The following is a 16,637-nucleotide window of genomic DNA, read 5'->3' on the forward strand; positions in this document are numbered from 1 at the left end:
CAAAGGAAAGGCTGATGATCAGTATTGGCTTTTTCATAACGTCATGTGGATTTGTATAAAGGTAATCGCTTTTTCTTAAAAATTATTTTACAACCGGCAGAACGATACCGGAGGCATGCTCCGCGTCATGGTACACCCGGATGGTGGCCTTCCGGAAATCGCTGTCATCACAGTGGTAGATGTCCATGAACTGTTGCGGGTTGCGGTCTACCAGCGGGAACCAGGAACTCTGTACCTGTACCATTATTTTATGCCCTTTTTTAAAGGTATGCGCCACATCCGGCAGGGTAAACTGCACTTTGGTGGGCTGGCCCGGCTCAAAAGGCTCCGGTTTTTCAAAGCTGTTGCGGAACTTGCCCCGCATTACCTCCCCGCGTACCAGCATCTGGTAGCCCCCCATCGGGTAGGTACTGGCGGGCACGCGCCGGTGCTCGGCAGGCGCATCCGTTTCGTACCTGAAATCATCGGGAAACACATCTATCACCTTCACAATAAAATCAGCGTCGGTGCCGCTGGTGCTCACCACCAGGTTGGCGGTGACGGGGCCTGCCAGGGTAATATCCTGCTCCAGGAGATCCGTTTCAAATACCAGCACATCCGGGCGGCGGGCGGCAAAGCGCTGGTCGTCCGTCATATAATTGATGGTACGGGTAAAATGCACGTCTTCTGTGTACGGCACCGGTTTGGCAGGGTCGCTGATGTATTCGCTGAAGCGGTTGCTGCCGGATGGCTTTTGGAAGCCCAGCTTACCGCCGGGCTGCAGGTAAGCAGTTTGCGGCTGCATATCGGCAGGCGGCCATTGCGGCAGCTTTTTCCACTGGTTCTCACCGGTAAAGAAGATGGTGGCTTCCGCAATATCCGGCTCGGGACCTTTCCCTTTCAGGTAATAATTGAAGAAAGGAATTTCTATGTTTTGAATATACCATTCGGAAGTATTGCTGCCAAAACGCACGTTGCCCAGGTGCGTACCATCGCCGGAGGCCCACTGTCCGTGGTACCAGGGCCCCATTACCAGGCGGTTGTTGGTGCCCGGGCTTTGCTTTTCAATGGCCTGGTAGGTATACCAGGCGCCAAAGCAGTCTTCCGCGTCAAATACGCCGCCCACTACCAGCATAACGGGTTGCACGTTTTTCAGGTGCGTGCGCACATTGCGGGCCTTCCACCACTCGTCCAGGTTGGGGTGCGCATACAGGTCCTTCCAGAAGGCGATGCTGTCGCCCATCAGGCGGGCAAAGTTTTTTAGCGCGCCTGTTTCCAGGTAAAACTTGTAATTGTCGTGCGTATAGTAGTCAAAGCCGGCAGGTCCCACGCTGGTGGGCCTGGGCCGCGGTTTGCCAAAGGAGCTGTAGAAGGCGAAGGCGTCCATCACAAAAAAAGCGCCGTTATGGTGAAAATCATCGCCTATGAACCAGTCTGTTACCGGCGCCTGCGGGCTCACCGCTTTCAGTGCAGGATGCCCGCTCAGGGCGCCCATAGTGCTGTAGAATCCCGGGTAGGAAATGCCCAGTTGGCCTACTTTGCCATTGTTGCTTTCCAGGTTTTTTACCAGCCAGTCCACGGTGTCGTAGGTGTCGCTGGCTTCATCAATATCTTTTTTACCCTTTTTACCGGGGTTAAACGGGCGTACATCCACAAAGGTGCCCTCGCTCATCCACCTGCCTCTTACGTCCTGTATCGCGAAAATATAGCCTTCTTTCAGGTACTGAAGGGCGTAGGTCCGCCAGAATTGCGCGAATGCATCGGCGCCGTAGGGAGCACAGCTATACGGTGTGCGCATCATCAATACAGGATGCTTTTCCGAATGGTCTTTGGGAGCATAGATGGCGGTAAACAGCCGTACACCATCCCGCATGGGAATGTATACTTCTTTTTTGGTGTAATGCGCACGCACCCAGAGAGAATCTTCATTAATATTACCGGCTTTGGTGGCTGCCGGCAATACCAGCAGGAGGACACATGCCAGCCACAGGTATTTTTGCATAATCGTAAGCGGTTTAGATCAATTGATAAATTTACTAAATTCGGTGTATGCATATAGAACAATTCCGCGAATATTGCCTTTCCCTCAAAGGAGTGACGGAAGAATTTCCCTTTGGCGAGCATACCCTTGTATATAAGGTAATGGGTAAAATGTTCGCCCTTACTGACCTGGAGAATTTTGAAAGCATCAATCTCAAATGCGACCCTGAAACGGCCATAGAGCTGCGGGAGCGCTACGATGGCGTAACACCCGGCTATCATATGAACAAAAAGCACTGGAACACAGTAGCTACACACGCGGGCATCCCGGACAAGCTGTTGTATGAGTGGATCCGGCATTCCTATGACCTGGTGGCCGCTTCCCTCCCCAAAAAAATAAGGGAGGCGCTGCAATCCTGAAAAACCGGGTGGCGAATTAGCTGATTATACTTAAATTTGGAATAACGTTATGAACAATCATCAACCAGTGGAACCGGCCTTTCCCATAATAAGTGTACAAGTTACAGTTAATGAAAGGTGTCATCCGGCCGTCTGACAGATAATTATCGATAATGAAATGAAAGAGGGTCTTTCACAACTGGAAGCATCCTGGCTGCAACAACTGCAACAGCACAGTGAAGAGGCGCTGGCCAAGCTCATGAAGCATTACTATGCGGATCTTTACAATTATGCGGCCCGGTTCTCACAGGATGAATCCGTGATCAAGGATGGCATCCAGGAAGTATTTATCAGCCTGTGGCAAAGGCGGGAAACGGCCGGCGGCATCCTGTCGCTTCGCTACTACCTGCTGCGCGCCGTCAAGAATAAAGTACTTAAGGCGCTGTATTACAATGACCGCAGGGCGGGTATTGCGCCGCCGCATGCCGGTTACGAGTTCTTCCATGAATTCTCCATTGAAAAGATCATTATTGAAAGGCAGATATCCGAAGAAAAAGCAGCCCGGCTGAAACGCACGCTTTCCCTGCTTTCCAGGCGGCAGCAGGAAGTGATCTACCTCAAATTCTATCAGCACCTGGACCACGGGCAGATAGCAGAGCTGATGAGCATCAGCCGGCAGTCCGTTTACAACCTGCTCCATGAAACCATCCAGAAGCTCAGAAGCCTGTGGCACACTGATTTTGTGACCCGTTAGCATCCCCTTCAAAAAAATAATTGCATTTTTTCCAGTAGAATTTACCGGTTCCCGGAACTTAATAAGTGTAACATAGCGATATGATAAAGGATTACCGGTTGTTTGATATTACCGATTTTGTGCTGGACGAGGACTTCATTCGCTGGGTGCATGAGCAACGGGAGGAGGATGAGCTGTTCTGGAACGACTGGCTGCGCCGGCATCCGGGGAAGCACCTCGTCATTGCAGAGGCCCGGCGCATACTGGAGTCGCTTACGACCTCACAGGAGCCCGTTCCTGCAGAGGTGGTGGCGCATGAAGTGGACAGACTGCTGCAAACCATCCGGGACCAGCAGCCGGCGCCTGCGCTGCGGCGGGTCCGCAGCCGCCACACCCGGCGGTATGCAGCGGCAGCGGTCATATTGCTGGCCCTGGCGGGCATCGCGTATTTTGCCCTTACCCGGCAGGCGCCTATCCGGCAGGTGTCCTATGCAGCGCTGACCGCTCACCGGCAACTGGTGGAAAATGTGAACACCTCCGGCTCCCCCATACGGCTGACCCTGCCGGATAGCAGCGTCATAGAACTGGCGCCGGACAGCCGCATTGCTTACGCCGCAGGTTTTGACAGCGCCCGCACCCGGGATGTGTACCTTTCCGGGCAGGCTTTTTTTGACGTGGCCAGGATGCCCAACCGGCCTTTCCGGGTGTTTGCCAACGATATTGTTACCAAGGTGTTAGGCACCAGCTTTTGCATTCGCTCTTTTGAAAATGATACCACCATACAGGTAACCGTGAGAACCGGTAAGGTAAGCGTGTACACCAATACCAGCGGGCGTGCCGGCGCAGAGAACAATGCTCCCGGTAATCCCGGCGAGGTGATACTGGCGCCGAACCAGCGCCTGGTGTATGAGAAAACGGCGCAGAAATTCCAGAAGGTGCTGCTGGAAAATCCCCTGATGATCGTACCTGCGGAAGTAGACAGAAATATGGTATATGAAGAAGCGCCCCTCAAAAAAGTATTTGATGCCATTGCTAATGCCTATGATATCAGCATTGTGTACGATGAAGACCTGTTACAGTACTGTACCGTTACCGCCGACCTGCGAAAAGAACCTTTTTACCGTAAGCTGGACCTGGTATGCCGTGCCGTAGGCGCTACCTATGAAGTAATTGAAGGCCAGGTGGTGATCCAGGCCAGCGGTTGTAACTGAATAATGAAAAACTAACTATCGTAAACACTTTTGTATGTATAGCACATAAACACAAACAAACAAAAGAACCGGTATTGCTGCGAACAATACCGGCTCTGAAAATGGCCCCGCAACATTGCACTTGCGGGGCACCCGTCTGCTAAAACTGATTGCTTCAAACAAACATTCCAAAGTTATGAAAAAAAGGACACCCACTAACTTGTTAATCTACCGGTGTATGAAGATAGGGCTGCTTCCACTGTTATTAGTAAACTGTCTTACAGGAATGATCTACGCCAAACCTACCAGCGGCCAGGAGGTGCTGGACAGGAAGATAAACCTGGTGGCCGACCAGCAGCCGGTAAAGACCGTGCTGAGCGAGATCAGTAAACTGGCCGAAATAAAGTTCGTATACAGCGTACAGAAAATACCCGCGCGCAAAAAGGTATCCCTCAGCGCGCACGACCAGCGCCTGGGCGAAGTGCTGGACCGCCTGCTGCTGCCGCTGGAGATCCGCTACCATGTATCCGGCAACCAGATCGTGCTCACCCAGAAATCCGATGCGCAGGGCAACCTGCTGCCCCTGAACATCAGCCCGGACAAGCTGATACCGGATGGTTATGTGGCAAAGGTGGTGACCGGGAAGGTGACGGATGAAACCGGCACCCCGCTGTTCGGGGTGTCCATACAGGTAAAAGGCACCTCCAGGGGCACCACCTCCGGTGCCAACGGTAACTACTCCATCAGCGTGGAGGCCGGCGAAACACTGGAATTCACCATGATAGGGTATAAGGTGTACTCCGTACAGGTGGGCGCCGAAACTACCATCAATGTGCAGATGGAGCCCGATGTGGCCCTGCTGGAACAGGTAGTGGTGGTAGGTTATGGCACGCAGAAAAGAAGCACCCTTACCGGCGCCATTGCTTCTGTTAGTTCCAAAACCATCTCAGAGCTGCCGGTAGCCAGCGTGGAACAGGCCCTGCAGGGCCGGGTGGCAGGTCTTACGGTGACCAATAACGGCTCTCCCGGTACCTCCGCCCTGGTTAGGATCCGGGGTATCAGCTCCATCAGCTTTGCATCGGACCCGCTGTATGTGATAGACGGTTTTCCTACCGGTAACCTTTCCAACTTCGACACCCGCGACATAGAATCCGTAGAGGTGCTGAAAGACGCCAGCGCAGCGGCTATCTATGGCTCCAGGGCCACCAACGGGGTGATTATGATCACCACCAAAAAAGGAAGGAGGGATGACAAGCTGAAAGTAGCATTGGACTCCTATGTAGGCACACAAGCCGCCTGGAATAAAATAGACCTCCTGAACACACAGGAATACCTGCAGTATGAAAGGGCCCTGAACGGGGCCGCCGGCATTGCGCTGCCGCCCCGCCTGGAACCGGATAATTTCAACCAGCCCATATATGAGGGGGCCAACCAAACCTTTGCCCAAACCAATACCGACTGGCAGGACGCTTATTTCAAAAGCGGTATCATCACCCAGCACAACCTTTCCGTAAGCGGCGGTAATGAGAAATCCCGCTTCTATTCATCTGCCGGTTATTTCAAGCAGGACGGCATTGCCCAGGGCGTGAATTATGAAAGGGGCAACTACCGGATCAACTCGGACCACAACATCAGCAAAATATTCACCTTTGGAGAGAACCTGTACTTTTCGTACTCCGATCAGCGTTATGACAACACCTCCGGGAACAGGACCCGGCTGGTGAACGTGGTGAGGAGCATGCCTTACCTGCCGGTATATGATCCTACCACCAATGGCGGCTTCCGGGGCGCGGAGAACAGCTTTGACGGGGCGGACCCCACCAACCCGGTGGAAGACGCCACGTTGCTGGGCAATGCGCATAACAAAACCTTCAAGCTGCTGGGTACCGCCTTCCTGGAAGTGAATTTCACCAACTGGCTGAAATTCCGCTCCACCTTTGGCGTGGATTATGTGAACCTTTTCCAGCACCAGTTCTCACCCATATTTGATGACAAGGGCAGGAATGCGCCGGTAGCCACCATTACAGACATGCGCAGCAGCGCCGTCACCCAGTTATATACGCAGCAGCTTACCTTTGATAAGACATTCGGCCGACATCACCTGAATGCCACCGCTGTTTTTGAAACCCAGGGACAAAAGTATTACCAGGAGAACGGTACCGGCAACCAGGCTTCCAACGATATTGAAACCTTTGACGGCGCCAGCAACATCAGCTTCCGGTCCATCAGGGCAGAGAACTTCCTGGTGTCTTACATCGGCCGTATCAGTTATGAGTTCGCCGAAAAATACCTGCTGAGCGCTGCCATCCGCCGCGACGGCCTGTCTATCTGGGCGCCCGGCAAAAAGTATGCTTCCTTCCCCTCTGCATCCGTGGGCTGGAGGATAGACCAGGAGCCTTTTATGAAAGGCGTTCCGGCCATTTCTGAACTGAAGGTAAGGGCCGGCTACGGGGAAACAGGACTGGATGCCACCAGCGCATTCTATGGGGTAACCACCGGGGGAGTATACTATCCCTGGCAGGTGATTGTACGGGCCAATGGCGCCACCTATCCCTTCAACAATGAAAATACTACCGGCAACGCCTCTTACTACAATACCCTCAGCAACCCCAACCTGGAATGGGAAAAGACCAAGCAGATCAACATAGGGCTGGACCTGGGCCTGCTGGACAACCGCATTACCCTTTCCGCAGAGTATTTCCGGCGCAAAACGGATAACCTGATCCTGAATGTGCCTACACCCGGTTCTTTCGGTTTTAACAGCGTAGGCTCTTATATTAATGCCGCTTCCATGCAGAACAAGGGTTTTGAGCTGCAGGCAGGCTACAACCAAACCAAGGGCGCCTTTACCTGGAACGCTACAGGCAACATCTCCTTCATACGCAACAAGGTGCTGAAGCTGAACACGCCCAACGCTACCATCAATGAAGGCGGCGACCAGGACTTTGGCGGCGGCACCGCCATTACCCGCACAGAGGCCGGGCATCCCATCCAGTCCTACTACGGCTACGTGGTGGAAGGTATTTTCCAGAGTAATGATGAGGTGCAGAGAAGCCCGGTGCAGAACCCGGGAACAGCCGCCGGCGACCTGAAATTCAAAGACCTGAACGGCGATAACAGGATCACCGATGCAGACCGTACCTACCTGGGCAGCTATATCCCGGATTTCTCCTATGCCCTGAACCTGGGCGCCAACTACAAGAATTTTGACCTGTCCCTCTTCTTCCAGGGCGTGCAGGGCAACGAGATCTTCAATGCCGCCAGGATCATTTCAGAAGGTATGGCCAGGCTGTTCAATGCCGGTACAGCCGTGCTGGATGCCTGGACGCCGGAGAATACCGATACAGACGTTCCCCGCGCAATCAGCGGCGATCCCAACCAGAACGTGCGCCCTTCCACCCGCTGGGTAGAGGACGGCTCTTACCTGCGCCTGAAGAATGTGATACTGGGCTACACCATTCCCGGCTCAAAGCTGCAGACCCTTACCAGGGGCCATATCAGCAACTTCCGGGTATATGTGTCCTCGCAGAACCTGCTGACATTTACCGGCTATAAAGGCTGGGACCCGGAAATAGGATCCAAGAATACTACGCTGACCAACGGCATAGATTACGGGCAGTACCCGGCGGCCAGGTCATTCCAGGTGGGCCTGCAGGTGGGCTTTTAATTAACTGAAACCGAGCATGATAAACATTTTTGACATGAAGAACTATTCAAATCTCTATAAAATATTGGCAGGTACAGTGCTGGTGGCAGGTTCCCTTATCATTGCCTGTAACAAGGAGCTGGATAAAACGGACCCCAGCCACCCTACGCTGGAAACCTATTTCAAGAACAGCGCCGAGCTGCTGAGCGGCACCAATGCTATTTATTCCATTTTTCACTCCGGCTCGCTGGTAGGCAGGGAATGGTTTTTTGTGCATGATCTCCGTGGCGATGATGTAGCCTCCGGGGGCGGCCAGTTGGAAGTGCCCCGCGCGCAGATACTGAACGGCGCCACTACCACGGACAATGCGCTGGTAGACGATGTATGGAACGGCCTGTATACCGTTATACACCGCGCCAACACCGTGATAGACAACGGGCCGAATGTAACGGACAATGACGAGCTGCGCGACCGTTGCGTAGGGGAGGCCCTGTTCTTCCGCGGATGGGCCTACTTTGAGCTGGTATCCATGTGGGGTGCGGTGCCGGTGTATACCACCCAGGTAACGGAGCCCAGCCAGTTCCAGGCCCGCAAATCGGAGGATAGTGTATACCTGCAGGTCATCCAGGACCTGACCGCCGCCGCCGCCGTATTGCCCGCCACTACGGCGGACCTGGGCCGGGCCACCAAAGGCGCCGCGCAGGCCATGCTGGGCCGGGCCTACATGCAGATGGGCGATTATGCCGCCGCCAAAACCGCTTTGGAGGCCGTGATCAGCTCCGGCCAGTACCGGCTGATGGATAACTACAGCCATAATTTTGATGAAGAGCATGAATTCAATGCAGAATCTATTTTTGAAGCCGTGTTCTTTGACCGGGGCGACAATAACTTTAACTGGGGCTATACCGGCGATGACCAGCCCAATGCCCAGCCGCAAAGCACGGTGCGCAACCAGGAATATTCACCCATCGCCTGGCGTAACCTGATCCCTTCCAACAGGTACCTGAACGAATTTGAGAATACCGCCACCGGCGCTGCTAAAACAGACCCACGTTTTGCCATGTCCGTATACCAGACCGGCGATACATATAATAACAATATGGATACCCTGACAGCCGCTGCGCAGAACGGCAACTCTTCTGTAGTGAACGGCGTTACCAAAAAGATCAGTTGGCGGAAGTTCATGCTGATCTATAAGGATAACAATACTTTCCGTCCCGGCGGCATTAACCAGCGCATTATCCGCTATGCCGAGGTGCTGCTGATGATGGCGGAATGCGAAGCGGAGCTGGGCAGTGCGCCTGCCGTAGTAACAGGCTATCTTAACCAGGTACGCAATCGTCCCGGCGTGCAAATGCCGCCTTATCCAACGGCACAATATCCCTGCTCCAATAAAGCAGAGCTGATCAGGGCCATTATGCACGAAAAGACCGTAGAGCTGGGTGGTGAGGAAATACGCAACCGCGACATTTTACGCTGGAGGAAGCAGGGCTACTTTACAACAGATCCCCTGCCTTACTTCCGGGCTAACCGCGATGAGCTGCTGCCCGTTCCGCAGGCGGAAATAGATAATAACCCGGAACTGGGTGCAGCCGGTATTGCCCGGCAAAACGTCGGCTATTAATGAGAGGGCACCTTTTCATAGCTATTGCCATATGCATGGTTGCGTGCAGGCAGGCAAAACAGGACACCCTGTTTACAGCACTGCCTGCAGCGCAATCCGGCATCCACTTCAGCAATGATGTACGCGAGGCCGACAGTACCGGCTCCTTTATCAACGAGTTCGGGTACATGGGCGGTGGCGTAGGCATTGGCGATTTCAATAACGATGGACTGAAGGATATCTTCTTTGCCGGTAACCAGGTGAGCTGCCGCCTGTACCTGAACAAAGGGAACCTGGTTTTTGAGGACATAACGGAAAAAGCCGGGCTGCGCACACAGCAGGTGTGGGCCACCGGCGTTAGCATTGCGGATGTGAACAACGATGGCTATGACGATATATTTGTCTGCACCTTTGGCCGCAACCTGGTGCAGCGCGCGCATACCCTCCTGTTCATCAACCAGCATGATCTTACATTCAAGGAGTGCGCTACGGCATACGGGCTGGCAGATACCAGCTACTCTACGCAGGCGGCTTTCTTTGACTATGACCAGGACGGCGACCTGGACATGTACCTCATGAATTACATGCTCAACGGTCCCAATGCCAACACAATTTTGCCTAAAGACCTGAGCGGCCGCTCCCCGGCCAATGACAAACTGTACCGCAATGACGGCCCGGGAAAGGGCGCCGGCCATCCTGTTTTTACGGATGTTACGCTGGAAGCCGGCATCAGGGAAGACGGCTATGGGCTGGGCCTGGTGATCAGCGATCTGAATAACGACGGCTGGCCGGATATTTACGTGGCCAACGATTTTCTCTCCAACGATGTGCTGTGGCTGAACAACCATGACGGCACCTTTACCAACCAGGTGGCCGCTGCCCTGCGCCACCAGAGCTATTCCAGCATGGGCGCCGATGTGGCGGACATTAACAATGATGGCTGGCCGGACATTGCCACCCTGGATATGATACCTGAGGACAATGAAAGAAAGAAGCTTACCTATTCCTTCATGAGCTACGACCGCTACCAGGCGGAGCGGGCCATGGGATACCAGCCGGAATTCATGCGCAACATGCTGCAGTTGAACAATGGCCTCCATCCCGGTGCCCAGGTGCCTTACTTCAGCGAAATAGGCCAACTGGCCGGCATCTCGGAAACGGACTGGAGCTGGAGTGTGCTGATGACGGACTTTGACAATGACGGCTGGAAAGACATGCACATCACCAACGGCATCGGCAGGGATTTTATCAACGCCGATTTCCTGGATTTCAGCAACAACATTATGGGCAATACCCGTGATAAAGAGGAGCAGCGCCGGCGCATCCGGGAAAAGCTGCTGTCGCTGGACCATATCAACCTCCGTAATTACCTCTACCTTAACAATAAAGACTATACGTTTAAGGATGTATCCGGAAAAGCCGGCGTTGACGAACCCTCCATGTCCAACGGCGCTGCCTGGGCCGACCTGGATAACGACGGCGACCCGGACCTGGTGGTGAACAACATCAATAAACCTGCTTTTGTATTTGTGAACAACGCCCGTAACCACTGGCTGGGCATTGACCTGGCAGGCGACAGTCTGAACCGGCACGGCTTCGGCGCCAAAGTGTGGGTGTATTATAACGGAAAAGCCTATATGCAGGAACAGTCTCCCGTGCGGGGCTACTGCTCTTCCGTGGACCAGCGGCTGCTGTTTGGCCTGGGCGGCCGGTCCGGGGCAGACTCCGTGGTAGTGCTGTGGCCGGGCAACCGCCGCCAGGTCCTGCACCGCGTGCCTTCGGATACGGTGCTTACTCTGCATTATAAAGATGCGGCGCCTTATAGCCCGCCGCCTGTGAACCGGCCGGCTCCCTGGCTCGAAGAAGTGACCAATAATGTACAGGTAGCATACCGGCACGTGGATAACCCGGTCAATGATTTCAACAAACAACGCCTGCTGCCGCAAAAGTACTCCCAGCAGGGGCCTTATATCACCACCGGCGATATGAACGGCGACGGGCTGACGGACTTCTTTGCCGGCGGCGCGTTTAACTTTTCCGGCAAAGTATTCCTGCAGCAGCCCAACGGCACTTTCAGCGCCCGCAACCTGCTGGACAGCACCAAGTACCAGGAGGATGCAGACTGCATTTTGCTGGACGCCGACAGTGATGGCGATCAGGACCTGCTGGTGACTTGCGGGGATACCCGTTATCCCGAAGAGTCGGAATATTACCGCCCCCGCCTGTACCTGAACGACGGCAAAGGCAACTTTTCCCTGCAGCCCGCTGCCATTCCCCCGCAGGTAAGCACCATTGCCGGCTGTGTAAGCGCCGGTGATTATGACGGGGACGGCGACCCGGACCTGTTCATAGGAGGCAGGGTATCCGGCAGCTACCCGCTGTCGCCACGGGCTTTCATCCTGCAGAATAACGGTGGCATTTTTACGGATGTAACAGCTACTGTTTGCCCTGACCTGGTGAAGCCCGGCATGGTGACCGCCGCCGTATGGACGGATATGGACAATGACAGGCAAACGGACCTGGTAATTGCCGGCGACTGGATGCCGGTGCGCTTTTTTAAGAACAACCACGGTCGCCTGCAGGAGGTGACCGGCGCCACCGGCCTGCAGCATATGAACGGCATGTGGCGCAGCCTGGCCGCCTTTGACATGGACCATGACGGCGATATGGACCTGGTAGCCGGTAACTATGGGCTGAACTGTGTGTACCATGCAGATACCGCACACCCCATGCAACTGTTTGCCGCCGACCTGGATGGCAATGGCAGTATAGACCCTGTTCCTTTTTACTACATCCGGGGAAGGGACGGGCAGCGGCATTCCTACCCGGCCATTAACCGTGGCCCGCTGGCAGAGCAGGTACCGGCTGTAAAAAAACAGTTCCTCTACCACCGGGACTATGCAAAGGCCACTTTTGAAGATATTTTCAAAGGCAGAAAGGAAGGCTTGCAGGCCTTTACCTGCGACGAGACCCGGAGCTGCTTCCTGGAAAACCTGGGCAAAGGACAGTTCCGGAAGCATCCGTTGCCTATGGAAGCACAGTTTGCCCCCGTAAATGCGATTGTTTGCGAAGATGTGAACCGTGACGGCTATACGGACCTGCTGCTGGCTGGTAATGAATACCAGGCGGATGTAATGACGGGCCGTTATGATGCGCTGTATGGTTGCCTGCTGATGGGAGGGAAGGATCAGCGTTTCCGCGCGGTGCCGGCGGCAGCCAGCGGGTTTGCGATCACGGGAGATGTAAAGGACATGGCGCTTATCCAGGTATCCACCGGGGAAAGAATGGTGGTAGCAGCCCTAAATAACGATTCTCTCAGGGTATTTAAGATCAATAGCAGCCGGCCTGCCATGGCGGCCCGGTAGCGGGGCCCCGGCATTGCCGGGACCTGCTGCCGGACGAGGCTTTGTATTTTATTTCTTGTTGATATCCAGGATCACGCGTGAATACCTGGCGTAGCTGATCTCCACTTCAGTACCTACCTTATAACCATCCAGCGCGCCGCGGGTCCAGTAGAACAGCCGCTTTCTTTTTGTATTCGGCAGCAGTACCATAAAGTTGGTCTGCGTATTGTTGTTCTCGTGGTAGATGGCCTCCAGCGGTACCTGTATCTGGCCTTTCTGCAAGGCCATCAGGTCTTTCTTGATGGTAAAATAACGCACCTCCGTTACCTTGATCAGCGCAAATACCAGCGCTACGATAAAAGAGAGCATCCACACCCAGAACCAGCCGTTGGTGATGGAAAGGAGGGATTGATTGGCTTCTTCAGGCGTACTGTATTTGTAGAGGTAAAGTTGAGGGACTACAGCAGCTAATATCATCAGGGCCACGCCGATCAAAACGAACTTCCTGACCTGCTTTTTATTTTTCTTAAGCGCATCCTGTAAAAGAAAGTGCTCTTCGGTGGTCATTAAAGAGAAATCCTGCATAAGATAGTATGGTTTTTCTATAGCTAATATATATAGAAACGAGTAATTAATGAAATTTTAATATATGTACAATAAAAAAAGTGTGGCGCCACGCAAAGGTGTGCCACACTTCCTCGTTTATTGTCTTTATACTGAATGTATTACGCTTCTGCTTCCGCGTAGGCGCTTACCGGCTCGCAGGTACAGATCAGGTTACGGTCGCCTACGGTATTGTTTACCCGGCTTACGGAGGGCCAGAACTTGTTGGCTTTCACATACTCCAGCGGGTAGGCGGCCTGCTGGCGGCTGTAGGGATAGGCCCATTCATCGGCCGTTATCACAAACTGCGTATGCGGCGCGTTTTTAAGCACGTTATTTTGTTTATCGGCCTGGCCTTCGGCTACGGCGCGGATCTCTTCCCGGATAGCCAGCAGGGCATCGCAGAAGCGGTCCAGCTCTGCCTGGTCCTCGCTTTCGGTGGGCTCTATCATAATAGTGCCCGGCACCGGGAAGCTCATGGTTGGCGCATGGAAACCGTAGTCCATCAGGCGCTTGGCAATGTCCTCCGCTTCAATGCCGGCGCTGGCCTTAAAGGGCCGTAGGTCCACGATGAATTCGTGCGCGCAGGTGCCATTGCTGCCGGTATACAGGATGTCGTAGGCTTTTTCCAGCCTGGCCTTCATATAGTTGGCGTTCAGGATGGCGTACTGGGAAGCCAGTTTCAGCCCCTGCTGTCCCAGCAGGCGGATGTAGGCGTAAGAGATCAGCAGGATGCTGGCGGAGCCGTAAGGTGCCGCGGATACGGCATGGGCAGGCTGCCCCTTGCCGTTCTTCAACTGCACATGCCCGGGCAGGAAAGGCGCCAGGTGGCCCGCCACGCAGATGGGCCCCATGCCGGGACCGCCGCCGCCGTGCGGGATGGCGAATGTTTTATGCAGGTTCAGGTGGCAAACGTCGGCGCCTATCAGGCCGGGCGCCGTTAAGCCTACCTGGGCGTTCATATTGGCGCCGTCCATGTATACCTGGCCGCCATGCTCATGTATGGTATTGCAGATGTCTTTTACGCTTTCTTCATACACCCCGTAGGTGGAGGGGTAGGTGATCATAATACCGGCCAGGTTGGCGGCATGCGCCTGGGCTTTGGCCTTCAGGTCGGTAACGTCGATATAGCCGTTTTCCAGGGCTTTTACCACTACCACCTTAAAGCCGGCCATCACGGCGGAAGCCGGGTTGGTGCCGTGGGCGGATATAGGGATCAGCATTACGTTGCGGTGTCCTTCGCCGCGGCTTTCATGATATGCGCGTATCACCAGCAGCCCGGCGTATTCGCCCTGGGCGCCGCTGTTAGGCTGCAGGCTGCAGGCATCAAAAGCGGTGATGGCGCAAAGGTATTGGCTCAGCTCTTCCGTGATCTGCTGGTAGCCGCCGGTTTGAGTGGCCGGTGCAAACGGGTGGATCCTGCTCCAGTGGTTCCAGCTCAGAGGGATCATTTCCGTAGCCGCGTTCAGCTTCATGGTGCAGGAGCCCAGGGAGATCATCGATGTATTTAGCGACAGGTCCTTGTTTTCCAGCATTTTGATGTAGCGCATCATCTCCGTTTCGCTGTGGTGGGTGTTAAACACCGGGTGCAGCAGGTAGGGCGTGCTGCGTTGCAACGCAGCCGGGACGTGGTCTGCCGCCGCCTGCAGGCGCTCAGCAGAGAGGCGGCCGGCATCAAATAGTTGCAGGATGTCATTCACGTCTGTTATGGTAGTGGTCTCGTCCAGGGAGATACCGATACGCTGATCGCCGAAGTAGCGGAAATTGATGCCGGCATCTTCTGCCCTGGCTTTGATGTCTGCTACATTGCCGGAGCTTACCACAATGGTGTCAAAGAAATGGGCGGTATGCAGCGTTACGCCTTTGGCTTTCAGCTTTTCGGCCAGCGCCGCCGTCAGTAGGGACACCCGGGCGGCAATGTTCCGCAATCCGCGGGGGCCGTGGAACACGGCGTACATGGCGGCCATATTGGCCAGCAGCGCCTGCGCGGTACAGATATTGGAAGTGGCTTTTTCGCGTTTAATGTGCTGTTCGCGGGTTTGCAGCGCCATGCGCAGTGCGCGGTTGCCCTGGGCATCCACGCTTACGCCGATGATGCGGCCGGGAATGGCCCGTTTGAAATCATCTTTCACGGCAAAGAAAGCGGCATGCGGACCGCCAAAGCCCAGGGGCACGCCAAAACGTTGGGCAGATCCCAGCGCGGCATCGGCGCCCAGCTCTCCGGGGGGCGTCAGCAGTGTGAGGGCCAACAGGTCGGTGGCCATGGCTACATACGCGCCGGCAGCATGCACCTTTTCAATAAAGGCGCGGTAGTCTTCCACACCTCCCAGGTCGTTGGGATATTGCAGCAGGGCGCCAAACCAGGAGGCGTCCGGCTGCGCCATGGCATAGTCGCCTACCACCACCTCAATGTGCAGGGGCATGGCGCGGGTAAATACCACGTCTTTCGTTTGCGGGAAGAGGTTGCTATCTATAAAGAATTTGGGACGGGTTACGTGTTCGTGATCGCGGTTCAGCGCATTGAAGAACATGGTCATGGCTTCTGCCGCGGCAGTGGCTTCGTCCAGCAGGGAAGCATTGGCAATGGGCAGCGCGGTAAGGTCGGTTACCATGGTCTGGAAGTTCAGCAGGCTTTCCAGCCGGCCCTGGGATATTTCCGCCTGGTAAGGCGTGTACTGGGTATACCATCCCGGGTTCTCAAAAATGTTGCGCAGGATCACGCTGGGAGTAATAGTGTCATAATAACCCTGCCCTATGTAGTTACGGAACACCTTGTTCTTCAACGATACCTCCTTCAGGTGGCGCAGGTAATCGCTTTCGCTCATGGCCGGCGGCACGTTCAGCGGCTGCTGCATACGGATGGCGCCCGGCACGGTCTTGTCCACTAATGCTTCCAGGGAGGGTATGCCGGTGGCGTCCAGCATCTGGTTGGTTTCAGATTCGTTCGGCCCGATGTGACGAGGCACAAACTCATTTTGTTGAATATCAAAAAGATTCATGATGTAAAGCAGGTAAATTGAAAAGAATGTGCAAAGCTATATTGTTTTTGAGCAATCGCCAAAAAGCCCCCGGGGTTGTGGAAACTGTGGTGATAAACCCGGCAGCCGGGAAAGACGAATTGTCATGAAATTGTTGGTGCGAGCTTAAAGCTGAAAGCATA

The 16,637-nt window shown here is 54.5% G+C and carries 9 protein-coding genes; 6 read left to right on the top strand and 3 right to left on the bottom strand.

The features are described 5' to 3' along the window. Window positions 1–82: 82 nt before the first annotated feature. On the bottom strand, window positions 83–1,981 hold the full coding sequence (locus LX66_RS12485) for a CocE/NonD family hydrolase (protein WP_145713798.1): 1,899 nt from the start codon (window positions 1,979–1,981) through the stop codon (window positions 83–85). Between the two features lie 47 nt (window positions 1,982–2,028). Here LX66_RS12485 and LX66_RS12490 point away from each other — a divergent pair, with 47 nt between their 5' ends. From LX66_RS12490 to LX66_RS12515, 6 genes are all read left to right on the top strand, one after another. Continuing rightward, window positions 2,029–2,379: an MmcQ/YjbR family DNA-binding protein gene (locus tag LX66_RS12490; RefSeq protein ID WP_145713801.1), complete on the top strand. Its 351-nt coding sequence runs from the start codon at window positions 2,029–2,031 to the stop codon at window positions 2,377–2,379. Window positions 2,380–2,536: 157 nt separating this feature from the next. Then, window positions 2,537–3,112, top strand: coding sequence for an RNA polymerase sigma factor (locus LX66_RS12495; protein ID WP_145713803.1), 576 nt, complete (start codon window positions 2,537–2,539; stop codon window positions 3,110–3,112). A gap of 80 nt (window positions 3,113–3,192) precedes the next feature. After that, entirely contained in the window at window positions 3,193–4,302 is a 1,110-nt protein-coding gene (locus LX66_RS12500; protein WP_145713806.1) for a FecR family protein, read from the top strand. A gap of 265 nt (window positions 4,303–4,567) precedes the next feature. Further along, a complete protein-coding gene (locus LX66_RS12505; protein ID WP_244620385.1) occupies window positions 4,568–7,948 on the top strand; it encodes a TonB-dependent receptor in 3,381 nt (1,126 codons plus the stop codon). A 34-nt stretch (window positions 7,949–7,982) separates the two neighbouring features. Further along, window positions 7,983–9,551 carry a RagB/SusD family nutrient uptake outer membrane protein gene (locus tag LX66_RS12510; RefSeq protein ID WP_145713812.1) on the top strand — a complete coding sequence of 523 codons (1,569 nt, stop codon included), beginning with the start codon at window positions 7,983–7,985 and terminating at the stop codon, window positions 9,549–9,551. 35 nt (window positions 9,552–9,586) lie between these two features. After that, the gene (locus LX66_RS12515; protein WP_158642620.1) at window positions 9,587–12,895 is read left to right on the top strand and encodes a VCBS repeat-containing protein; all 3,309 of its coding nucleotides are present in this window, start codon (window positions 9,587–9,589) and stop codon (window positions 12,893–12,895) included. Between the two features lie 48 nt (window positions 12,896–12,943). Here LX66_RS12515 and LX66_RS12520 read toward each other — a convergent pair whose 3' ends face one another. Further along, the gene (locus tag LX66_RS12520) at window positions 12,944–13,459 is read right to left on the bottom strand and encodes a hypothetical protein (RefSeq protein ID WP_145713818.1); all 516 of its coding nucleotides are present in this window, start codon (window positions 13,457–13,459) and stop codon (window positions 12,944–12,946) included. 140 nt (window positions 13,460–13,599) lie between these two features. Then, window positions 13,600–16,476 carry an aminomethyl-transferring glycine dehydrogenase gene (gene gcvP, locus LX66_RS12525; protein WP_145713821.1) on the bottom strand — a complete coding sequence of 959 codons (2,877 nt, stop codon included), beginning with the start codon at window positions 16,474–16,476 and terminating at the stop codon, window positions 13,600–13,602. Window positions 16,477–16,637: the final 161 nt, after the last annotated feature.

The sequence above is a fragment of the Chitinophaga japonensis genome (assembly GCF_007830125.1).
Classification (GTDB): domain Bacteria; phylum Bacteroidota; class Bacteroidia; order Chitinophagales; family Chitinophagaceae; genus Chitinophaga; species Chitinophaga japonensis.

Bases quoted from the DNA above. Each gene is read 5' to 3' on its own strand.
- LX66_RS12485 (WP_145713798.1), bottom strand. From the start codon at position 1,981: ATGCAAAAATACCTGTGGCTGGCATGTGTCCTCCTGCTGGTATTGCCG.
- LX66_RS12490 (WP_145713801.1), top strand. From the start codon at position 2,029: ATGCATATAGAACAATTCCGCGAATATTGCCTTTCCCTCAAAGGAGTG.
- LX66_RS12495 (WP_145713803.1), top strand. From the start codon at position 2,537: ATGAAAGAGGGTCTTTCACAACTGGAAGCATCCTGGCTGCAACAACTG.
- LX66_RS12500 (WP_145713806.1), top strand. From the start codon at position 3,193: ATGATAAAGGATTACCGGTTGTTTGATATTACCGATTTTGTGCTGGAC.
- LX66_RS12505 (WP_244620385.1), top strand. From the start codon at position 4,568: ATGATCTACGCCAAACCTACCAGCGGCCAGGAGGTGCTGGACAGGAAG.
- LX66_RS12510 (WP_145713812.1), top strand. From the start codon at position 7,983: ATGAAGAACTATTCAAATCTCTATAAAATATTGGCAGGTACAGTGCTG.
- LX66_RS12515 (WP_158642620.1), top strand. From the start codon at position 9,587: ATGGTTGCGTGCAGGCAGGCAAAACAGGACACCCTGTTTACAGCACTG.
- LX66_RS12520 (WP_145713818.1), bottom strand. From the start codon at position 13,459: ATGCAGGATTTCTCTTTAATGACCACCGAAGAGCACTTTCTTTTACAG.
- gcvP (WP_145713821.1), bottom strand. From the start codon at position 16,476: ATGAATCTTTTTGATATTCAACAAAATGAGTTTGTGCCTCGTCACATC.